General features: G+C 64.0%; 19 protein-coding genes and 1 pseudogene. 13 read left to right on the top strand and 7 right to left on the bottom strand.

Annotated elements, in window-relative coordinates; all coding sequences use genetic code 11:
• The first annotated feature begins 209 nt into the window (after positions 1-209).
• Together F599_RS0109820 and F599_RS14090 are read left to right on the top strand one after the other, a co-directional pair.
• Positions 210-1,637, top strand: coding sequence for an ATP-binding protein (locus tag F599_RS0109820; RefSeq protein ID WP_019543359.1), 1,428 nt, complete (start codon positions 210-212; stop codon positions 1,635-1,637).
• Positions 1,616-1,861 carry a hypothetical protein gene (locus F599_RS14090; RefSeq protein WP_019543358.1) on the top strand — a complete coding sequence of 82 codons (246 nt, stop codon included), beginning with the start codon at positions 1,616-1,618 and terminating at the stop codon, positions 1,859-1,861. The genes F599_RS0109820 and F599_RS14090 overlap by 22 nt, the downstream gene beginning before the upstream one ends.
• Positions 1,862-1,955: 94 nt before the next feature.
• Here F599_RS14090 and F599_RS0109815 read toward each other — a convergent pair whose 3' ends face one another.
• A complete protein-coding gene (locus F599_RS0109815) occupies positions 1,956-2,285 on the bottom strand; it encodes an iron hydrogenase small subunit (RefSeq protein ID WP_420902058.1) in 330 nt (109 codons plus the stop codon).
• Here F599_RS0109815 and F599_RS14085 point away from each other — a divergent pair.
• From F599_RS14085 to F599_RS0109790, 5 genes and pseudogenes are all read left to right on the top strand, one after another.
• Positions 2,245-3,144 (top strand): annotated as a pseudogene (locus F599_RS14085) (ATP-dependent DNA helicase); the annotation flags it as partial. The gene F599_RS0109815 and the pseudogene F599_RS14085 overlap by 41 nt on opposite strands.
• Positions 3,145-3,296: 152 nt before the next feature.
• Complete coding sequence (locus F599_RS16185) at positions 3,297-4,115, top strand: methyl-accepting chemotaxis protein (protein ID WP_019543355.1); 819 nt, start codon at positions 3,297-3,299, stop codon at positions 4,113-4,115.
• A gap of 92 nt (positions 4,116-4,207) precedes the next feature.
• A complete protein-coding gene (locus tag F599_RS15185; RefSeq protein ID WP_019543354.1) occupies positions 4,208-4,348 on the top strand; it encodes a YvrJ family protein in 141 nt (46 codons plus the stop codon).
• Positions 4,349-4,603: 255 nt separating this feature from the next.
• Positions 4,604-6,385, top strand: coding sequence for a hydantoinase B/oxoprolinase family protein (locus tag F599_RS0109795; RefSeq protein WP_019543353.1), 1,782 nt, complete (start codon positions 4,604-4,606; stop codon positions 6,383-6,385).
• A 15-nt stretch (positions 6,386-6,400) separates the two neighbouring features.
• Positions 6,401-8,524, top strand: coding sequence for a hydantoinase/oxoprolinase family protein (locus F599_RS0109790; RefSeq protein ID WP_019543352.1), 2,124 nt, complete (start codon positions 6,401-6,403; stop codon positions 8,522-8,524).
• A gap of 382 nt (positions 8,525-8,906) precedes the next feature.
• On the opposite strand, the gene F599_RS0109785 is transcribed toward F599_RS0109790, so the two are convergent.
• The 4 genes from F599_RS0109785 to rpsT form a co-directional block, all read right to left on the bottom strand.
• Positions 8,907-10,655: an NADH-dependent [FeFe] hydrogenase, group A6 gene (locus tag F599_RS0109785; protein WP_019543351.1), complete on the bottom strand. Its 1,749-nt coding sequence runs from the start codon at positions 10,653-10,655 to the stop codon at positions 8,907-8,909.
• Complete coding sequence (locus tag F599_RS0109780) at positions 10,648-11,904, bottom strand: complex I 51 kDa subunit family protein (RefSeq protein ID WP_019543350.1); 1,257 nt, start codon at positions 11,902-11,904, stop codon at positions 10,648-10,650. The genes F599_RS0109785 and F599_RS0109780 overlap by 8 nt, the downstream gene beginning before the upstream one ends.
• 12 nt (positions 11,905-11,916) lie before the next feature.
• A complete protein-coding gene (locus F599_RS0109775; protein WP_019543349.1) occupies positions 11,917-12,411 on the bottom strand; it encodes an NADH-quinone oxidoreductase subunit NuoE family protein in 495 nt (164 codons plus the stop codon).
• 247 nt (positions 12,412-12,658) lie between these two features.
• Positions 12,659-12,925 carry a 30S ribosomal protein S20 gene (gene rpsT / locus F599_RS0109770; RefSeq protein ID WP_019543348.1) on the bottom strand — a complete coding sequence of 89 codons (267 nt, stop codon included), beginning with the start codon at positions 12,923-12,925 and terminating at the stop codon, positions 12,659-12,661.
• A 282-nt stretch (positions 12,926-13,207) separates the two neighbouring features.
• Between rpsT and lepA the strand changes: the two genes are divergently transcribed.
• The 5 genes from lepA to F599_RS0109745 all read left to right on the top strand — a co-directional run bounded on the left by lepA (position 13,208) and on the right by F599_RS0109745 (position 18,252).
• Entirely contained in the window at positions 13,208-15,004 is a 1,797-nt protein-coding gene (lepA, locus tag F599_RS0109765) for a translation elongation factor 4 (protein WP_019543347.1), read from the top strand.
• Between the two features lies 1 nt (position 15,005).
• Complete coding sequence (gene hemW, locus F599_RS0109760) at positions 15,006-16,322, top strand: radical SAM family heme chaperone HemW (protein WP_019543346.1); 1,317 nt, start codon at positions 15,006-15,008, stop codon at positions 16,320-16,322.
• Between the two features lie 362 nt (positions 16,323-16,684).
• Entirely contained in the window at positions 16,685-17,605 is a 921-nt protein-coding gene (locus F599_RS0109755; RefSeq protein WP_026327937.1) for an EamA family transporter, read from the top strand.
• A gap of 40 nt (positions 17,606-17,645) precedes the next feature.
• Positions 17,646-17,831: a YjfB family protein gene (locus F599_RS0109750; protein WP_019543344.1), complete on the top strand. Its 186-nt coding sequence runs from the start codon at positions 17,646-17,648 to the stop codon at positions 17,829-17,831.
• A gap of 160 nt (positions 17,832-17,991) precedes the next feature.
• Positions 17,992-18,252 carry a hypothetical protein gene (locus F599_RS0109745; RefSeq protein ID WP_019543343.1) on the top strand — a complete coding sequence of 87 codons (261 nt, stop codon included), beginning with the start codon at positions 17,992-17,994 and terminating at the stop codon, positions 18,250-18,252.
• A 169-nt stretch (positions 18,253-18,421) separates the two neighbouring features.
• Here F599_RS0109745 and F599_RS0109740 read toward each other — a convergent pair whose 3' ends face one another.
• Together F599_RS0109740 and F599_RS0109735 are read right to left on the bottom strand one after the other, a co-directional pair.
• A complete protein-coding gene (locus F599_RS0109740; protein ID WP_019543342.1) occupies positions 18,422-18,784 on the bottom strand; it encodes a heavy-metal-associated domain-containing protein in 363 nt (120 codons plus the stop codon).
• A 269-nt stretch (positions 18,785-19,053) separates the two neighbouring features.
• Entirely contained in the window at positions 19,054-20,457 is a 1,404-nt protein-coding gene (locus F599_RS0109735) for an MATE family efflux transporter (RefSeq protein WP_156021991.1), read from the bottom strand.
• A gap of 188 nt (positions 20,458-20,645) precedes the next feature.
• Here F599_RS0109735 and F599_RS0109730 point away from each other — a divergent pair, with 188 nt between their 5' ends.
• Positions 20,646-21,515, top strand: coding sequence for a MerR family transcriptional regulator (locus tag F599_RS0109730; protein WP_019543340.1), 870 nt, complete (start codon positions 20,646-20,648; stop codon positions 21,513-21,515).
• The last annotated feature ends 57 nt before the right edge of the window (positions 21,516-21,572 follow it).

Below are 21,572 nucleotides of genomic sequence, written 5' to 3'. Positions count from 1 at the left end.
CATAGCGATGCTCCTTTGTTGATGATTGTTTTCAAAACCATTTTAACATAGGAAGTCGCTATGGATTTTTGTTTTTGATTAACTGTTCAAGTTCATTTTACAATGAACCGAAGAATGGCTTTTTCAGAGATTGCAGAATATACTCCAAAGTAATATACTCTAGAGTATGATACTTTAGAGTATATTACTTTACCGGAGGAGGAGAAGACATGATTGGGCGGAAAAAAGAACTCGCGGTCTTGCAGCGTATGGCGGGGTCCCGGCGATTCGAGTTCCTCGTCATGTATGGGCGGAGACGCGTGGGCAAGACGACGATCTTGCAGGAATTTGCCAAGGGGCAGCCGGTCATCTTCTTCCCGGCGCAGGAGAAGAACGATGCTCTGAACCTGCAGGACTTTTCCCAGTCGCTCCAGGAGTATTTCGCCGATGCGTTCTTAGCGCCGTTTCCCGATTGGGAGCGGGCGTTTGCCTATTTTGGCAAGCAGGCGGCACCGCGCCCGGAGAAGACCATCCTGATCATCGATGAGTTTCCCTTCCTGGCAGCTCAGAACGCGTCAATCAAGAGCATCTTGCAGCACGCGATCGATCACGCATGGCAGCAGCAGAACATCATGTTGGTGCTCTGTGGCTCCAGCGTCAGTTTCATGGTCAATGATGTCATGGGGTACAAGAGCCCGCTTTACGGCAGGATCACGGGGCAGATGGAAGTCCTGCCTTTCGATTACTTCGATAGCGCGTCCTTTTTTCCACATTACAGCGAGGAGGAGCGGCTGTTGGCATACGGGATCCTCGGCGGGATTCCTCGCTATCTCAATGCCTTTGATGAGCAGGAAAGCATCGAGCAGAACCTCGCGCATCAGGTCTTGCCGGAGAGCACGTTCCTGAACGATGAGCCGCAGATGCTCTTGCGGATGGAATTGCGCGAACCGGTGGTATACAACAGCATCTTGGAGGCGATCGCTACCGGTGCCAATAAGGTGCAAATGATTGCGGACCGGATTCACGAGCCCGCCGGCAAGTGCAGCAAGTATCTCTCGGTCTTGCAGAATATCCGTCTCGTCAGGAAAATCGTTCCCTGCGGAGAGGCGCGGACGAGCAAGAAGGGCATCTATATCCTGACAGATTTCTATTACACATTCTGGTATCGGTACGTCTTCTCCAAGCGGAGTTTCTATGCGCTGCTCGGGGAAGAGGAGACGGCGAAGCGGATCATGGCGGGCATCGCCGATTACATGGGGCCAGTCTTCGAGCAGGTCTGCTGTTCCTATCTGCTGCGCATGGCAAAGTTGAGCGCGCTGCCGTTCCTTCCCGCGCACATCGGCAAATGGTGGGGGACGAATCCGGTGCTGCGGCAGCAGGACGATGTGGATGTGCTCGCGCTCGATGAAAGCGGGACCCAGGGGCTTTTCTGCGAATGCAAATACCAGAGCCGCCCCATGCCGATGGAAGAGTATGAGGACCTTCTCACGGCGGCGATGGCATTTCCGCAGGTGAAGAAGAGGTGGTATGTCTTCTTCAGCAGGAGTGGTTATACGCAGCCGGTCAGGGAGCGCGCGCAGAGGGAAGGGGCAGTCCTGCTTCAGATACCAGATCTTTATTCGTTAGATAGTGCCGCTTGGCGAAACGACGAAAAATAACAGCTCTTGTTCACATCCGTTCATTCCGTGAAATCGGTGTCCGAGGCGGCTTCGTAGCGTTCGATGGCGGCGATCTGCGCCTTGAGGTCGTCTTTGACCTGGCGGCAGCAGTCCCTGCCGATGAGGATGCGGCGGCGAACATCCGCTATTACGCCTGCTTTCGACAGAAGGCGCTGCCGAAACTCGCGGCGAAGCTCCGCAAGCAGGGCACAGGGGAGAGATGAGAAAGGCGCGCTGGGGAAGCCGCGCCGCGCGGAAAAGCCCGGACATCTATAGAAGGTGTCCGGGGCTTCTCTATGCTTGTAGATACCGGCGGCTTCAGAACGTGCACGCCGGCGGGATCTCGTGGTAGGTCGTGTGCAGGAGGTCGTGCGCTTTCGGGCTCAGCGGGGCGCCGAGGTCGCGCTCGTAGAGCTTCTGGATCACGGGGTTCTCGTGCGACTTCCTGTGCGGCAGACTGCGGTCGATCGCGTAGAGGGAGGCGATGCGTTCTTTCGTGATGGCGCGCGTCGTGCCGAGCGGCTGGCCGCCGCCGCCCGCGCAGCCGCCGGGGCACGCCATGACCTCGATGAAGTCGTAGGGGCTCGTGCCGCTCCTGACGGCCGCCATCATCCTCGATGAAGTCTCGATGATGGACATCGTGCTCATGCGCCATTTCCTCGAGGCGGTGCCTGCGGGCTGCCACCTCATCCTCGTCGGCGACGTCGACCAGCTCCCCGCCGTCGGCCCGGGGGCTGTGCTCAAGGACATCCTGCGCTCAGGCGTCATCCCGAGCGTCTGTCTCACCGAGGTATTCCGCCAGGATGAGGCGAGCCGCATCGTCCTCAACGCACACGCCATCAACCAGGGACGGCTGCCGGAGTGCTCCGCTGCCGGCGATTTCCGGTTCTACGAGCTGCCTGACGCCGCGGCGACAGCCAATCGCATCGTCGACCTCTGCGCGCGTGAGCTCCCCGCCGAGGGCTACTCGCCGCTCAGCGATATCCAGGTGCTCTCGCCCATGCACCGCCAGGACTGCGGCGTCGACAGCCTCAACCGCCGCCTCCAGGCCGCCCTCAACCCGCCGAGCCCCGCGAAGTCCGAGTACACGAACAGCGTCGTGACCTTCCGTCTCGGCGACAAAGTCATGCAGACGAAGAACAACTACCAAAAGCATGTTTTCAACGGTGACATCGGCTACATCCGCGAGCTCGAGTCCGACCACCTCACCGTCCGCTTCGCCGAGACGACCGTCGACTACGAGCGCGTCGAGATCGGCGAGCTCACGCTCGCCTACGCCATGAGCGTCCACAAGAGCCAGGGCAGCGAATACCCCGTCATCCTCCTGCCCCTCGTGCCCGGCCATCACGTCATGCTCCAAAGGAATCTCCTCTACACCGCCGTCACCCGCGCGAAAACCCTCGTCATCCTCCTCGGCTCCAAAGCCGCCCTCCAGACCGCCGTCGAGAATGACCGCACGAAGCGCCGCTACACGCTGCTCGCCGAGCGGCTCGCACAGGCGCTGTAGGGGCGCGCGGCGCACTTCCTTTTTGCAAAAAGACAGCGGATTTCCCGCGGGAAAAAGATGTTCCGGCAGGGAATCCGCTTTTTCTGGCGAAAGATATAGCAAGAGAAATCAGTACGCGCGAAGGCGCGGAGACTGGATGAGGGGGAGTCGAAATGGCAAGTACGATCCTGGAGGCATTCTGTGCGGTGACGCCGCTGCTGCCGCAGCTCATGACGCAGCGCGTCGGCATGGTGGTCGCCGACCGCGAGAAATGGGTCGCAGCGAACTCCATCGAGGAGCTCGCCGCGACGGTCGTCGTCGGTAAGGCGGTGAAGCCGGAGGCGGCGGTCGCCGTGGCGATGCGGGAGCGTCGCCGCGTCGTCGTGCAGGTGAAGAAAGAAATCTACGGCGTGCCTTACGTGGCGGTCAGCATCCCGCTCGAGGAGGGCGGCGAGGTCGTCGGCGCCGTCGCCGTGCACCAGTCGCTCGAGCATCAGCGCGCCATGCACGAGACGGCGGAGGAGCTGCGCCAGGCGACGGAAGCGCTCGCGAAGGCGCTCGCCATGATCTCGGAGAAGGCGGAGACGCTCGCTGACAGCGGCAAGAGCCTCAAGAAGCTCACGAGTGAGGCGGCGGCGCAGGTCGTCGAGACGGACAAAGTCATCGACTTCATCAAGACCGTCGCGACGCAGACGAACATGCTCGGGCTCAACGCCGCCATCGAGGCGGCGCGCGCGGGCGAGCAGGGGCGCGGCTTCGCCGTCGTCGCCGACGAGGTTCGGAAGCTGGCGGAGAACAGCTCGGACTCCGCGCAGCAGATCACGGACATCCTCATGAAGATTCGCAACTCCATTCACGCGCTGAACAGGGAAATCGCCCAGCTCACGGAGGTCAACGTCGCGCAGGCGGAGCTCATCCGCCAGATCTCTAACGAGAGCAACACCCTGCACCAGACGTCCGCGCGCATCGAGAAGATGGCGGGCGAGGTCTAAAGCCCGCCTAGGGGGCGTCCATCTGCGCGCCCGTCACATCGTTGTCAAAAGCAAAGGTTCCTGCATGTATCATCTCAGAAGGAGGTGAGAGCATGCAGGACTTTTTTACGTTGATCGGAAATCTCGGGTTCCCGATGGCGGTGACGGCGTTCCTGCTCGTGCGCATCGAGGCACGGCTTGGAGCGCTCAACGACAGCATCCAGGTGCTGACGCAGACGATCGCGCAGAAATGAAAGGCGCCTGCCTCTCTGGTTCATTATAAATGAACAATTTTTAAAAACGGATTGACAGGGGCGAGAATCTATGTTATATTATGTTCAACATAGATGAACAAACGGAACAAAAGGACAACGATGTCTGACGAAAGATATCGTTGTCCTTTTGTGTTACCAGGATGTTTTTCTGTGGATGAATCAAGATTACGAAGTCTTGTAGATTCGCGCCGGGCAGCGGGCTTTGGCGCCTCGTTCAGCAAGGAGGTATCTGCTATGAGCAAGACAATGGAACCGTATCTGATGTCGGTGCTCTCGAGCCGGCTTTACAGCATCGGGCTCGAGATGACGAACACGCTGATGCGCACGGCGCGTTCACAGTTGATGAGCGTCTGCCACGACCTCTCGACCGCCATCTGCGACCGCAACGGCAAGGTCATCGCGCTCGCGGAGAGCATCCCCGTGCACTGCGCGAATATGGGCCTCACGGTGAGCCCGTGCTTTTCGCATCCGGACGGCATCCAGCAGGGCGATCTCTTCCTCAACAATTCGCCATATCATGGCAATACGCACCATGCGGACTACACGTACATCGCGCCGGTGTTCAACGAGGGGGAGCTGATGTTCTTCGCAGTCACGAAGGGGCATCAGGCGGATATCGGCAACGCCATTCCGAGCACGTACGCGCCGACGGCGCGCGACATGTTCGAGGAGGGTGCGATCGACTGGCCGTGCATCAAGATCCAGCGCGATTACAAGGATGTCGCGGACATCATCAAGATCGCGCAGATGCACAACCGCGTGCCGGAGATGTGGTACGGCGACTATCTCGCCTGCGTTGGCTCGTCGCGCGTCGGCGAGAAGCGGCTCGCGGCGCTCTGCGCGGAGTACGGCAACGAGAAGATCAAGGACTTCTGCGAGGCGTATCAGGCGTACGGCGCGAAGCGCATGCGCGAGGAGCTCAAGCAGCTGCCGAAGGGCCATTACGAGTACGACATCAAAGCGGATGCCATCGAGGGCGTCGTACCGGAGATCACGATCCACATTGAGTGCGATACGCATCCTGAGGATGGGACGATCGCGTTTGATTTCACGAAAAACGCGGACTCGCTGCCGTGCGGTCTTAATATGTGCGAGGCGACGACGCTCGCGAGCGCCGTGACGGGCGTGCTGAACCGCATGCCCTGCGACATCCCCTGCAACGACGGGGCGATGAGCCAGATCAAGGTGAAGATGCGCGAGGGCTGCGTCATCGGCAAGGCGAAGGCGCCGTACTCGTCCTCGATGGCGACAACGAACCTCGCGGACCGCGTGATCTCCGGCGTGCAGGCGCTCATGAACGAGATCACGGACAAGAAAGGCATGGCGGAGGGCGGCGCGACGCAGTGTCCGGCGGTCGCGGTCGTCTCCGGCAAGGATTGGCGCAAGGGGAACGCGCCGTATGTCAACCAGATCTTCTGCGGCATGACGGGCGGCCCGGCGGTCAACGGCTACGACGGCTGGGTGACGTACCAGTATCCCGTGACGGGCGGCGCGATGAACTGGAACTCGACGGAGGTGCTCGAGCAGCAGTATCCGTTCAAGGTGATCTCGGAGGAGGTGCTGCCGGACTCCGTCGGCGCGGGCAAATACGATTCGGCGCCCTCGTGCAAGTTCGTGATGACGGCGCGCAAGGACCCTGTGACCTGCGCGTACAGCTGTGACGGCATCGACAATCCGCCGAAAGGCGCGGCGGGCGGCCGCGACGGCCACAAGTCCGCGGCCTGGAAGTACAAGCTCGCCGAGGGCGAGGGCTCGCGTGAGGAGCTGCCGCCCTTTGCGGAGCCGGCCATCTCGAAGGATGAGGCCATCGTCTCGGAGAGCTCGTCGGGCGGCGGCTACGGCGATCCGCTCGAGCGCGATATGGAGCTCGTGTGCCACCGCGTGCGCGAGGGCTGGATCACGAAGGAATTCGCGAAGGAGGTCTACGGCGTCATCGTCGATGATTCCAAGGAGAAGTTCGTGCCGGATGTCGAGGCGAGCGAGAAGCTGCGCGCCTCGATGAAGGCTGCGCGTTGATGGGAGGGTATGACCATGTCGAAATATGCATGTGTTGATGTCGGCGGCACGTTCACGGATGCCGCTGTGGTAGATGAAAATGGCAGCGTCAATGTGTTCAAGTCTCCGACGACGCCGCATGACTGGACGGAGGGCATCCTCGGCGCGCTCAAGGTCGCGGCCGAGCACTATGAGGAGCCGTTCGACGATTTCCTCAAGGACATCAGCGTCGTGAACGCGGGCATCTTCACGCACGGTTCGACGATCGCGACGAACGCCGTCGTCGAGAAGAAGTGCGGGAAGGTCGGCATCCTCTGCACGGAGGGCTTCCGCGATGTGTTCCTGTTCCGCGAGGGGCCGAACAAGAATCCGTTCGATATGTTCCTCGACTATCCGGAGCCGTTCGTGCCGCGCTATCTGACGCTGCCGGTCAAGGAGCGCATCAACTCCGAGGGCGGCGTTGATACGCCGCTCGACGAGGAGGCGGTGCGCGAGCAGACGCGCGTGCTCAAAGGGTACAATGTCGAGGCCATCGCGGTCTGCTTCCTCTGGTCTACGGTGAATCCCGCGCATGAGCGGCGGGCGCGCGAGATCATCCACGAGGTCTGGCCGGAGGTCACGGTCGTACTGAGCTCGGAGGTCAATCCGAGCAACCGCGAGTACCGCCGCTGGGTGTCGGCGGCGATGGACGCGTCGCTGCGGAAGCTCATCTCGAGCTACGCGAACGACCTCAACAGCCGCCTCAACGACGCGGGCTTCATCGGCAAGGTCGGCATGCTCAACGCGGCGGGCGGCGTCATGAGCACGAACGAGATCGTGAACCGGCCGCTCTACTCCGTCGACTCCGGCCCGTCGATGGCGCCAATCGCGGGGCGCAAGTACGCGATGGACGACCTCGATGAGAAGAATGCCGTCGTGCTCGACATGGGCGGCACGACGTTCGACGTGAGCTGCGTCATCGACGGCGAAATCTCCGTATCGAAAGAAGCCATCATCGGCGATGAGATCCCGGGCATCTCGCGCGTCAACGTCCACAGCATCGGTGCGGGCGGCGGCTCCATCGCCTGGGTCGACAACGGCGGCATGATCCGCGTCGGTCCCAGGAGCGCCGGCTCGGTGCCGGGGCCTGCCTGCTACAACCGCGGCGGCACGCTGCCGACGGTCACCGACGCGAACTGCGTGCTCGGCTACCTCAACCCGGACTTCTTCAACGACGGTCGCATGAAGCTCTACCCGGAACTCGCGCGCGAAGCCATCAAGAAGCACGTCGCGGAGCCGCTCGGCATCACGGTCATGGAGGCGGCGTATTCCATCTGGGCGACGGTCAATGTCAACATGATCGCGGCGATCAAGGACATCACGATCTGGCAGGGCATCGACCCGCGCGCCTATGCGATGGTCGCGGGCGGCGGCGCCTGCGGCCTGCACGCCATCGCGCTCGCCGAGGGCCTCGAGATGCAGCGCCTGCTGATCCCCCGCACGGCGGGCGGCCTGTCGGCGGCAGGCGGTCTCTTCTCCGATATCGTCTCGGAGTATAGCGGCAGCCACTACACGACGACGGCGGATTTCGACTACAAGGGCGTCAACACGCTCCTCAAGGCGCTGCGCGACGAGGCGATGCAGTTCTTCGCGCGCAACCACATCGAGAAGGAATACCAGCGCATCGAGCTCTACATGGAGGCGCACTATCCGTTCCAGGTCTACGAGCTGCCCGTCAACATCACGGCGGATCTCAACGAGGACTTCGAGATCACGCCGGCGGGCGTCAAGGCGATGGAGCAGGCGTTCCACAAGGAACACGAGCGTACGTTCTCCATCAAGGACGATACGTACATCGAGTGCGTCTCGTGGCGCGTCAAGGCCATCGGCAAGCATGAGCGCGAGGCGAAGCTCCCCGAGGCGAAACTGCCGACGAACCGCGACCTCGCCTACGAGGAGGGTAAGAGCTCCTCGTTCCGCAAGATCTACTTCAAGGAATTCGACGACCTCAAGATGACGCCGGTCTTCCCAGGCGACCGCCTCGTCTACGGTGATATCGTCCACGGCCCCGCCATCATCGAGGAGCCGACGACGACCATCGTCGTGCTGCCGGGCTACTGCGCGAAGGTCACGCAGCACAACAGCTACTGCCTCGAGAAGGAGACGCTCAAGAAGCGGTGAGCGGCGCGGAAGGCAGAGCGGACAAAGCCATCTGGCGGCGGGAAAAGCCAGATAGAAACGCAGCCCCTCGGCGGCGGCAGAGATGCCGCGGCCGAGGGGCTGCGTTGTGTGCTGATGTATGGATGCAGGGTGCCGCGTTTCCTTGCGCGCTGTCGCTTTCTGCGCGGCTGGTGCGCGCGGGCGGCATACCAGACGGCGGATGGCAGGCGCCCGCTGTGGCTTAGGGAACCACTGATGAATTCGGCACTCCGTCTTCACGCGTCTGCACTGTCCTCTCGTCGTCGACCATCCTCAGCGTAGCTTCGGCTACGCCTGCGGTTCGTCTCCGAAGAGTACAGCGCATCCACGTAAATCCGGAGCACCTCATTTAATCAGCGGTTCCTTAGAACGTATAGGCGGGTGGGACGGCCTGGTAGGTCGTGTGCAGGAGGTTGTGCGCCTTGGAGCTCAGCGGGGCGTCGAGGGCGTCCGCGTAGAGCTTCTGGATCTCGGGGTTCTCGTGCGACTTCCTGCGGGGCAGGCTGCGGTCGATCTCGTAGAGGGAGGCGATGCGCTGCGCGGTGACGGCGCGCCGCGTGCCGATGGGCTGGCCGCCGCCGCCCGCGCAGCCGCCGGGGCAGGCCATGACTTCGATGAAGTCGTAGGGGCTCGTGCCGCTCCTGACGGCGGCCATGAGCTTCGCGGCATTCTTCAGCGTATGGCAGACGGCGACGCGGACGGTGCGGCCCGCGATGTCGAGGCTCGCCTCGCGGATGCCTTCCATGCCGCGCACGGCGGTGAACTCGATGGTGTCGAGCGGTTTCCCCGTGGCCTTCTCGACGACGGTGCGCAGCGCGGCCTCCATGACGCCGCCCGTCGCGCCGAAGATGGCGCCCGCGCCCGTCGCCTCGCCGAGCGGGCTGTCGAACGGGCTCTCCGGCAGGTCGCGGAAGGTGAGGCCGACGTATTTGATGAGCTTGATGAGCTCGCGCGTCGTGAGGACGTAGTCGATGTCTGGCTGGCCGCCGCGGCCGAGGCCGGGGCGCTGGGCCTCGGCCTTTTTCGCCGTGCAGGGCATGATGGCGACGGTCACGATGTCCTTGGCGGGGATGTCCGCCTTTTCTGCGTAGTAGGTCTTGGCGACGGCGCCGAACATGCCCATCGGGGATTTCGCGCTCGAGAGGTGGGCGAGGGAGCTGCCGTACTCCTTTTCCATGTAGGTCACCCAGGCCGGGCAGCAGGAGGTGAGCATCGGCAGGACGCCGCCGTGCTGCAGGCGGTCGAGGAACTCGTAGCCCTCCTCCATGATCGTGAGGTCGGCGCCGAAGTTCGTGTCGAAGACCTTGTCGAAGCCGAGGAGCTTGAGCGCCGTGACCATCTGGCCCGTCGCGATCGCGCCCGCGCCGAGGCCGAAGGCGTCGCCGAGCGCGACGCGCACGGCGGGCGCGACCTGGACGATGACGTGCTTCGATTTATCCTGGAGCGCGCGCAGCACGCGCTGCGTCGCGTCGCGCTCGACGATGGCGCCCGTCGGGCAGACGAGGGTGCACTGGCCGCAGAGCACGCAGTCCGTCGCCTCCATGGGTTTGTCGTAGGCCGTCGTGACGACGATGTCGCTGCTCCTGTGCGCGTAGGTCAGCGCCGCGATGCCCTGCACGTCCTTGCAGGCGCGGATGCAGCGGCCACAGCGGATGCACTTGCTCGGGTCGCGCACGATGGAGGGGTTCGTGACGATGCGCTGCGTGTCGCGGACGACGGAGGGCAGCGGGGAGCGCAGGATGTTGAACCGGCTCACGAGGTGCTGGAGGTCGCAGTTCTGGTTGCGCGGGCAGCTCAGGCAGTCGCGGTTGTGGTTCGCGAGCATGAGCTGGAGGATGGCAATCTGGGTATTGCGCACGATCGGCGTGTCCGTGTGCACCTCCATGCCCTCCCAGCACTCGGTCGAGCAGGCCGCGTAGAGGCGGCGGCGCCCCGTGACTTCGACGGAGCAGAGGCGGCAGTGCGCCTTGATGCGCTGATCCTCATGGTAGCAGAGGTGCGGGATGTCGATGTGGATTTTCGCCGCCGCCTGCATGATCTTCGTGCCCTTCGGCACGGCGACGGGGATGTGGTTGATGGTCAGATGGACGAGCTCGGTCGATGGTTCACTCATGATGCGCACCTCCTGCGGTGAAGACTTCTGGGAAAACGTGCATGGCGGAGAGCAGACTGTTCTGCGCGGTCTCGCCGAGTCCGCAGAGCGACGAGCGGCTCATGACCTCGGCGATGCCGCCCATGAGGCCGATCTCCTCCGCCGTGATGGTGCCCGCCTTGAGCTTTTCGAGGAAGAGCGCGATGTGCACGTTGCCCTCGCGGCAGGGCGTACACTGGCCGCAGCATTCCTCGGAGAAGAATTCCTGGTTCATGCGCAAAAAGTCGATGACGCTCGTGCGCTCGTCGATGACGAGGATGCCGCCGGAGCCGACCGTGAGGCCGATGGCGGCGAGATCCTCGTAGGTGTAGGGCGTATCGAGCACTTCGTCCGTGCCCGCCTGTACCTTGCCGGAGGCGCCGCCGAGCTGCAAGAGGGAGATGCGGCGGCCGCCTTGCACGCCGCCCGCGAGCGCGATGATGTCGCGGAGCTTCGTGCCGAAGGGGATTTCAAAAGCGCCCGGGTGATTGACGTTGCCCGCGACGCTCACCATCTTCGTGCCGCGCGACTCCTCGGTGCCGAGCGAGGCGTAGCGCTTCTCCGCGTCGAGCAGGAGATGCGGCACGAGCGAGAGGCTCTCGACGTTGTTGAGGCAGGTCGGGCGCGCGAAAAGGCCGCTGACCTTGATGAACGGCGGTTTCATGCGCGGGCGGCCCGCCTTGCCCTCGATGGAGCGGATGAGCGCCGTGCCTTCGCCGCAGACGTAGGCGCCCGCGCCGGAGTAGAGATGCAGGCGGAAGTCGAAGCCGCGGCCGAGGATGTTCGTGCCGAGGAAGCCGTAGCTTTTCGCCTGGCGGATGGCGTTTTGGAGCAGCGGGCGGAAGCAGGCGTACTCGGCGCGCATGTAGATGTAGCCGTCCGTCGCGCCCATGACGTAGCCCGCGATGATCATCGCCTCGATGAGGTTGAAGGGATCCTGGCGGATGAGCTCGCGGTCCTTGAACGTCGTCGTCTCGCCCTCGTCGGCGTTGCAGATGATGACCTTGTTCTCGCCCTTGACGGCGCGGGCCTGCGACCACTTGCGCCCCATGTCGTAGGCGGCGCCGCCGCGGCCCTTGACCTTGTTCGCGGCGATGAGGGCGGCGATGTCCTCGCCGTCCATCGTGACGGCCTTGCGGAGCGCCGTGAAGCCGCCGATGTTCATGTAGGAGCCGATGGAGGAGGTGTCGTAGCGGCCGAAGTTCGCCGTGAGGAATTTGCTTGCTTGCATGGGAAAGCCTCCTTAGTCCAGGCTCTCGAGGAGCGCGCGGATCTTCTCCTCGGAGTCGAGGTGGTCGTAGACGTGGCCGTTGATGCGCACGGCGGGCGCGCGGTCGCAGGCGCCGAAGCAGGTGATGCGCTCGAGCGTGAAGCGGCCGTCGTACGTCGTCTCGCCGTAGTCGATGCCGAGCAGCCGCTTCAGCGTATCGGCGAGCTGCTCGCTCGCGTTGACGCGGCAGGCGATGGAGCTGCAGACTTGGATGGGGTAGCGGGCGCGCGGTTGGTCGGAGAGCTGATCGTAGAAGCAAAGGATGTCGTAGATGTTCGTCACGCGCATCGAGAGCTTCTGTGCGATATAGTAGGCGACGGGCTGCGGGACGTAGTGCAGCGGCTCGAGGTCCTGCACCTCGAGCAGGATGCCGACGATCTGCGTCGGGTCGTAGTCGTGCGACTCGAGCACGAGGTCGATTTTCGCCTGCAGCTCCGCGGTGAGCGGCTGCTCGTGGGGAGAAATCATGGCAATACCTCCAATCAAAGACGGATGCCGGGCCGGATACCTGGCTGTCAGCCGCGCGACGCGGGACCGGCTATGGATGCATAAATAAATAGGATATATGTCTATTATAGCGGATTTCACGGCGAATGGGGAGGAGATTTTACGGCGCAGCAGCGCGGTCGCGCCAGAGTGCGTGCACGAAAAAAGCCTCCCCGAAGGGAGGCGTGAAGGATGCCGGGGCATCCCTTTCCGTATCTTATCGCAAAGATTATTTGGCAAGTGCGTTGACCTTGCGGGCCAGACGGGACTTCTTGCGGGCCGCGCAGTTCTTGTGGTATACGTGGTTCGCAGCCGCCTGGTCGATCGTCTTGCAAGCGAGCGTAAGGAGGGATTTCGCTTCATCAGCGTTTCCAGCCTCAACGGCATCGAGGACGCGGCGGGAAGCCGTGCGGACACGGGACTTCTCAGCAGCGTTCTTTGCGTGGCGCTTTGCGTCGGATTTCACACTAAGGATCGAAGCTTTGATGTTCGGCAAGTAATTCACCCCCTTATCTTTCGTACAATACTAGAATATGATAGCATGCCGCCGGGGAAAAAGCAACCTTTATTTCTCGCCGCGTGCGATTTTCGCAGGTGCGGCGCAGGGAGCGCGGCGGGGGACGCACGGCCGCGGCTTTCTTGCCACGGGCGCGGCAGGGATGATATAATGGAGGAAATTTTTCCAGGGCGGCGCGGCGGTACGGCGGCTGCGCCGACGGACACGGAAGACAGCAAGCTGCATCCCGCGGGGAGCCGCAGGATTTTGAGGAGAGGAAATATGGCAAACCAGAATATCCGCAATTTCTCGATCATCGCGCATATCGACCACGGCAAGTCGACGATCGCCGACCGGCTCATCGAGCGCACGGGCACGCTCACGAAGCGCGAGATGGAGGATCAGGTGCTCGACAGCATGGACATCGAGCGCGAGCGCGGCATCACGATCAAGTCGCAGACGGTGCGGCTGCATTACAAGGCCAGCGACGGGGAGGAGTACGAGCTCAACCTCATCGACACGCCGGGCCATGTCGATTTCACCTACGAGGTGTCGCGCAGCCTCGCGGCCTGCGAGGGCGCGCTGCTCGTCGTCGACGCGGCGCAGGGCGTCGAGGCGCAGACGCTCGCGAACGTCTACATGGCGCTCGAGAACGATCTCGAGATCATCCCCGTCATCAACAAGATCGATCTGCCGAGCGCGGATCCCGAGCGTGTGAAAAAGGAAATCGAGGACGTCATCGGCCTCGATACGTCGAACGCCATCGAGTGCTCGGCCAAGACGGGCCAGGGCATCGACGAGATCCTCGAGGCCATCGTCACGGACATCCCCGCGCCGGAGGGCGACGCGGCGGCGCCGCTGCGCGCGCTCATCTTCGACTCCTATTTCGACTCGTACAAGGGCGTCATCGCGCATATCCGCGTGAAGGAGGGCCGCATCAAGAAGGGACAGCGGCTCAAGATGATGGCGACGGGCAAGGTGTTCGAGGTCACGGATGTCGGTTGCTTCCGCCCGCAGCCTGTCGATCTCGGCACGCTCGCTGCGGGCGAGGTCGGCTTCGTCGCGGGCTCGCTCAAGGATGTGCGCGACGTGCGCGTCGGCGACACGATCACGACGGCGGAAAAGGGCGCGGCGGCGCCGCTGCCGGGCTACCGCGGCGTGAATCCGATGGTCTACTGCGGCCTCTATCCCGTCGAGAGCTCGGACTACGACAACCTCAAGGACGCGCTCGAGAAGCTCCAGCTCAACGACGCGGCGCTCGTCTTCGAGCCGGAGACCTCCGTCGCGCTCGGTTTCGGCTTCCGCTGCGGCTTCCTCGGCCTCCTGCACATGGATGTCGTGCAGGAGCGCCTCGAGCGCGAGTATCATCTGAAACTCATCACGACGGCGCCGACCGTCATCTACCACGTCTACAAAACAGACGGCACGATGCTCAAGGTCAGCAACCCCTCCGAGCTCCCGCCGCCGACGGAGATCGAGCACATCGAGGAGCCGTACGTCAAGGCGACCGTCATCGTGCCGAGCGACTACGTCGGCGCGGTCATGGAGATCTCGCAGGACAAGCGCGGCGAGTTCAAGGGCATGGACTATCTCGATACGAACCGCGTCATGATCACCTACCACATCCCGCTCAACGAGATCATCTTCGACTATTTCGACCGGCTGAAATCCGCGACGCGCGGCTACGCCTCGCTCGACTACGAGCTCGCGGACTACAAGGAGTCGAAGCTCGTGAAGGTCGATATCCTCCTCAACGGCGACCCCGTAGACGCGCTCTCGACCATCGTGCACAAGGACCGTGCCGCGTCGCGCGGCCGCCAGCTCGCCGCGAAGCTCAAGGAGATCATCCCGCAGCAGATGTTCGAGATCCCCATCCAGGCGGCCATCGGCTCGAAGGTCATCGCGCGCGAGAACGTGCGCGCCCGCCGCAAGGATGTCCTCGCGAAATGCTACGGCGGCGATATCTCGCGCAAGCGCAAGCTGCTCGAGAAGCAAAAGGAAGGCAAGAAGCGCATGAAGGCCGTCGGCAGCGTCGAGGTGCCGCAGGAGGCATTCATGGCGATTCTCAAGATTGACTGAGATGTGCGCGGCTGCGGAGGAGCGGGCGGCGGGCGCGCGCCGCTGGGGGCTCTACGTCCATCTGCCGTTCTGCCGGCAAAAATGCTTTTACTGCGACTTCCCATCGTATGCGGGCCAGGCGGGGCGCATGGCGGCGTACGTCGAGGCGCTGCTCGGAGAGCTCGCGCGCGAGGGCGCGCCGCTCCGCGCGGCATGGGGGCCGCCGCGCACGGTCTACCTCGGCGGCGGTACGCCGACGGCGCTGCCGCCCGCGCTGATGGAGCGGCTGCTCGCTGGGCTGCGGGATTTCCTCGCGGCGGACGGCGGGCCGCGGGCGGAGGCGGCGCGGCAGGATGTGTCTGCGGTGCGCGCTGCTGCGGCCGCGGGACAGGCGGCAGCGCCAGGAGCACGTGGCGGGGCGGCATCGTCAGACCGCGCGCGGGACGCTGCTGCCTCCGCCGCGCTCGAGTTCACCTGTGAGTGCAATCCCGGCACGGTGGACGCCGCGTACCTCTCGCTCCTGCGCGCGGGCGGGGTGAACCGGCTGTCGTTTGGCGTGCAGACGTTCGACGACGCGCTGCTCCGGCGCATCGGCCGCATCCATACGGCGGCGGAGGCATGCGTGGCGGTGCGGCAGGCGCGCGCGGCGGGCTTCCGGAATCTCAGCCTCGATCTCATGTACGGCCTGCCGGGGCAGACGCGCGCGGGGCTCGAGGCGAGCGTGCGGCAGGCGCTCGCGCTCGCGCCGCAGCATATCTCCATCTACGGCCTGCAGGTCGAGGAGGGGACGGCGTTCGCGCGGGCGCAGGCGGCGGGGCGGCTCGCGCTGCCGTCCGATGAGGAGAGCGAGGCCATGTACGACTACATGACGACGGCGCTCCCCGCGGCTGGCTACGCGCGCTATGAGATCTCGAATTTCGCGCGGCCAGGCTTCGAGAGCCGCCACAATCTCGGCTACTGGCAGGACGTGCCCTACCTCGGCGTCGGCGCGTCGGCGCACTCGTATCTCGATGGTCAGCGCTACGAGAATCCGCGCGGCATCGAGGAATATCTCGCGGCCCTGCGCGAGAGCGGTCGCGCGCGCCGCGAGGAGGAGCCGCTGACGCGCGCGACCTCGATGGAGGAGTTCGCGTTCCTCGCGCTGCGCACGGCACGCGGCATCGACCGCGCGCGGTTCGCCGCGCGGTTCGGCTGCGAGCTCGCGAGCGTCTACGCGGACGCGATCGCGCGCATGTGCGCGCGCGGCTTCCTCGAGGAGGACGCGCAGGGCGTACGCCTCACGCCGCTCGGTATGAAGTACGGCAACTGGGTGTTCGAGGCGTTCCTGCTCGATGAGTGAGGGGAGCAGGGGATGCCCTGCGGCAGACGTCTTATCTTGGTCGCGGACAGAGGCAGCAGGCAGGCTGGCACCTGTATTGCCTTGACAAAAACGGCCGCGCCTGTTACGCTGAAGGTGCAATTTCATAGAAAACCATATTTTGGATGTGGATTTTTCTGTCTAGTCGTTCAGACCGTTTCGCCACACAGCACTCATGAGGGCTGTGTGGCGTTTTATTATGTAAATCCCCAAGAGCGCAAGCCGCAGGCGCAGCGCGATTGGCTGGATTTACTGTAAGGGCGGGTGCACAATGTCCACAAAGTGGACGTTTGTGCATGTAGCTTTGTGTTTGCGCCGCGCTGGCGCATCAGGGAGGGAGTCATTTGTCAAGGTATCGTTATCCATTGCTCGTCTTTCTCGGCGGGGCATGTTATGGGATTCTTTCGACCATCGTCAAGCTGGCCTACGCGGCGGGCATCGACAGGAGCGGCGTGTCGAGCGGACAGTTTTTCTTCGGGGGGCTGCTTCTGCTGATTCCCGCGTGGCGCGCGCGGCCGCGGCAGCTGACGGCGCGGCAGGTGCTCGTGATGCTCGCGGCGGGCGTGCCGACGGGCGGCACGACGCTCTTTTACTACCACGCGCTCGTGTCGGTCTCCGCCTCGCTCGCGGTCGTGCTGCTCTTCCAGTACATCGTGATCGCGCTCGTGCTCGAGGCGATCCTGCGACGCGCGTGGCCGGCGCGGCAAAAGCTCGCCGCGCTCATCCTGCTGCTGCCGGGGTCGCTGCTCGCGAGCGGCGTGCTCACGGGCGCGCCCCTCACGGCGGATGTGCGGGGCGTCGTGCTCGGCCTGCTCGCCGCGCTCAGCTATGCCATCGTGCTGCTCGTGAGCGGTACGGTGGCGCGCGAGGTGCCGCCCGTGTGCAAGGCGGCCATCATGGCCTGCGGCGGCGCGGCTGTCGTGTTCACGGCGCTGCCGCCGACGTTCCTCACGAGCGCGGACGCCTTTCTCGCGGTGTTGCCCTACGGTCTGCCGCTCGGCCTGCTCGGCGTGACGCTGCCGCCGCTCCTCTTCGCCATCGGCATCCCTCATACGGGCCTCGGGCTCGCCGGCATCCTCACGACCTCGGAACTCGTCATCGCCATGCTCTCCGCGCATTTCGTGCTCGGCGAGGCGGTCTCGCCACTCGCGTGGCTCGGCATCGCGCTGATCTTCGGTGGCATCCTCGTCGGCAACCGCGTGCCCGCGCCGCGGAAGAAATCGCGCGCAGACCTTCACGAAGCCTGCGAAATGCGGTATAATTGAATCAGCGAAATAGCGAAGAGGATTCCAAGGAGGGAATGGTATGGATACGATGAGCATTGCGACGCTCTCCGTCGGCATGAGCCAGCAGCGCGCGACGCAGGACATGGGCGTCGCCGTCCTCAAGATGGCGATGGAGAGCTCCTCAGAAAACGTTGGGCAGCTGCTCGACGAGATGCAGGAGAGCCTCGACCCGAACCTCGGGGCGAATGTCGATCTCTTGGCGTGAGATACGCAGCGAGGCTGTGCGCGGATGCATGGGGCATCCCGTGCGGCCTTTTTAGATGAAATGGTGCAGAGCCGCAGTCTTGGGACAGGCGGCGCATAGCGGCGGAAAGCAGCCCGCGTTGCGGGCTGTGCGAAGAATATCTGAGGGGAGGTGCCGCGCGATGAGTGAGGAGTTTGTCCCGACGGGACATCATATCTTCCGCGGCGGGAAACGGATCGAGAACGAGGTCGTGGAGAAGGAGCCGAAGCCCTTCGTCGTCTATCAGCCGGGCGAGGGGCCGGAGGAAAAAGAAGCGCCGGAGGCGGCGGGCAGCGCCGAGGAGATCGCAGCGCGCATCGCGGGCGACCGGAAGCAGTTCCAGGCGGATATCCTCGCGCTGGCACGGGAGAAAAAGGAAGAGCAGGATACGGCAGATGCCTGAGATGCAGCGCCCTGGTTGCGGGCGCTGCGTCCCGTGACAGGATAGAGAAAAGGCGTCGTCAGATGAGAGGCTTATCTGACGACGCCTTTTCTCTATGCGGACGCATACCGGCGGAGATGCTGGAAACTTCGCTATGACGGCAGGCGCGCGTGGCGCGTGACTTGTGCGCTCAGCCCTGCTCGATGGCCTGCACCGCGTAGCCGCTGCCCGCGAGCGCGCGGCGGATCTCCTCGTCGCTGACGTCGCGCGTCATCCTGACCGTCGCGCAGCCCCGGTGCAGATTGACCTTGGCGGCGGCGCCGTCGATGCCGTCGAGCAGCAGCTCGACGCGGTTCTTGCAGTTCGCGCAAGTCATGCCGTCGATCTTGACGAGTTTCTCCCCGACGATGGGGCCGGTGAGTTTTTTCGCGGGAACTTTCGGCGCGGTGCTGTCGCCGCAGCAGCTCGTCTCGCCATTGAACAGCTTGTAGATGTGCCGCGCGGCCACGGCGAGGCAGGCGAGCACGATGAGGCCGACGATGATATTTGCCATAATGAGAATCATCCTCCTTTATTTCCCGCCTTTTTTATATACCAGGTGGGGGTAAATGTCAAGAGGCGTAAGCACGGGGCGGCGGCGAGGCTTCGTGGCCGCTCAGGGCGCACGGGAGCCGCCGCGGCGGGGGCTCCCGTCTCGCACGCTGAAAAGCCACAGGCGCGGATACGATGTGTGCGCCTGTGGCTTTTGGATGTGGTGCGATTTCTCTTGGCACTGCGTGCAGCCGTGCCGCGCCGTTTCTGTGTGGGGGGGCCGCTGCTGTGTCAGGTCTCGGCGTTTCCTTCGCGCGTGCGGGCGAAGAGACGCGGGTAGCGGTGCGCGTAGGTGCCGAGGATGCTCATCGCCTCGCCGCGCAGGCAGGAGAGGGAGACGGCGAGCGCGACGAGATCGCTCGCGGGCACGGCGAGCCAGATGCCGCGCGCGCCGAGGAAATGCGGCAGCGCGAAGAGGAAGATGGCGATGCCGACGAGGTTCCGCAGCAGCGAGCAGAGCGCGGAGGTGCGCCCGTTCGAGAGCGCGGTGAAGAAGCCCGCCGTGAAGATGTTGAAACCGCAGAGCAGGAAGCTCAGCGAGAAGAGGGAGAAGCCGTCCAGCGTGAGTACGGCGACGTGGCCGCCCTGCGGCAGGAAGAGCGCGGTGAGCGGCGCGCCGAGCACGCGCGCCATGCCGTAGGCGATGACGCCCGCGATGCCGATGATGACGAGCGCGAGGCGCAGCAGCCGCAGCAGCTCGCCGCCGCGGCGCGCGCCGTAGTGGTAGGAGAAGACGGGCGCGACGCCGTTCGTGAAGCCGAGCAAAAGAGAGGTCAGGAGCATCTCGGCGTAGAGGATGACGGAGATGGCGGCGACGCCGTCCTCCCCCATGTAGGCGAACGTCATGAGGTTGAAGAGGAACGTCGTGACGCCGACGGAGAGCTGCGTGACCATCTCGGAGAGCCCGTTGTAGGAGGCGCAGAGGAGCACGCGCGGCCGCAGCGGTGTGCGCACGAGCCGTAGCGTGTGGGAAAAGCGCGCGAAATAGACGAGTCCGATGGCGGCGGCGAGCAGGTAGGAGAGCCCCGTCGCGAGCCCCGCGCCCGCGATGCCGAGCCCGAGCTGCGCGAGGAACATATAGTCGAGGAGGGCGTTCGCGAGCCCGCTCGCGATGGAGACGAAGAAGCCGCAGGCCGGCCGCCCGTCCGCGATGTAGAAGGCGTTGAAGATGAGCATCGCCGCGGCGAACGGGAAGAACGGCAGCAGCGCGAGCAGGTAGCCGGCGCAGTCCGCCCAGAGGTGCGCGCTCGCGCCGAGCGCCGTGAGGAGCGGCACGCGCAGGAGGAACGCCGCGAGGGCGAAGACGAGGCCGATGACCGTGCCGGCGCAGACGATGAGCGAGAAATATTCGCGCGCGTGCGCCGCCTCGCCCTCGCCGAGCGTCTTCGCGACGAGCGCCGAGCCGCCTGAGGCGAGCATGATGGCGAGGCCGAGCAGCAGGTTGATGACGGGGTAGACGATGTTCGAGGCCGCGAGCGCGTCAGCGCCAGCGAAGCGTCCGATGAAGATGCCGTCCGTGACGGTGTAGAGCGCGATGACGAGCATCATGCCGATGGAGGGGGCCGCGAAGCGCAGGAGGCCGGACGCGGAGAATCTCTGCGCGAGCGGCGTCGTACAGTGTTGGGTTGCTTTCATGGAAATCATCCTTTCCTTTCCTTCTGAAATGATCTATGATTATCATAAAGTATCCAGTTACTGTAATGTCAAGGGAGCGCTGAGGAAAGGAAACGCCCCATCTTTGCGCGGCTGCGTCATGCCTTCGAATCTGTGCGGGCGCGAGATGGGGGGGGCGGCGCTGCCGCGAGACGAGAGAGGAGCAGACTATGGCACGCAAGCGATCCTTCCACACGGGCGAGTTCGCGCGCATCGTCGGCGTGAACAAGCGCACGCTGCACTACTATGACGCGCAGGGCATCTTCCGCCCCGCGCGCGTCGAGCCGAACGGCTACCGGAGCTACAGCTTCCAGCAGTTCTATCCCTTCTACATGCTGCGCCATTTCCGCGCGATGGGGCTCGACCTCGCGGAGATCAAGGAGTACATGGAACATCGCAGCCCCGCGCGCCTCGACGCGCTGCTCACGGAGCAGCAGGCATGGCTCACGGGCGAGCTCGCGCGCCTCCAGCACCAGATGCGCATCGTGCGCAACCAGCGCGCGCTGCTCGCGCAGGCCGCGCACGTCACCTGCGGCCGCGTCGAGGAGGTCGTGCTCCCCGCGGCGCATCTCGTCATCTCGCGCAACGTCCGTAAGCTTGCGCTGCAGGGCGACAGCCCGACGCTCGAGCGCGCGATGACCGAGCACCTGCGCTACGTCTTCGAGCACAAGGCGGACGCGGGCTACGGCATGGGCTTCATGCTCTCGCCGGAGGAGTATCTGACGCCTGGCCGGGAGAACTTCGAGAGCTACTACTTCACCGTCACCGAGCGGCCGCTGCGCGCCATCGAGCGTCCCTACCGCTACGAGCGCCCCGCGGGACGCTACCTCGTCACCTATTTCGCCGGCGACTATGAGGACACCGCGCGCCCCTACGCGCTCCTGCGCGACTACCTGCGCGCGCATCACCTGCGCGCCGCGGGCTATTCCTATGAGGAGAGCATCCTCGAGGAGATGAGCTCGCGCGACGTGCGCGACTACCTCACGCGCATCCTCGTGCCCGTTGTGGCGGCTTTGCCGGAGGGGACGGCTGGGGTATAATGGAGAGGGAAAGCGTCAGGCAGACCGTTTGCCGAGGAAAAGCATGCTGTCCAGGCG

Source organism: Selenomonas bovis DSM 23594 (assembly GCF_000381005.1).
GTDB classification, from domain to species: domain Bacteria; phylum Bacillota; class Negativicutes; order Selenomonadales; family Selenomonadaceae; genus Selenomonas_C; species Selenomonas_C bovis.
This window is presented reverse-complemented; position numbering and strand designations above follow the sequence as displayed.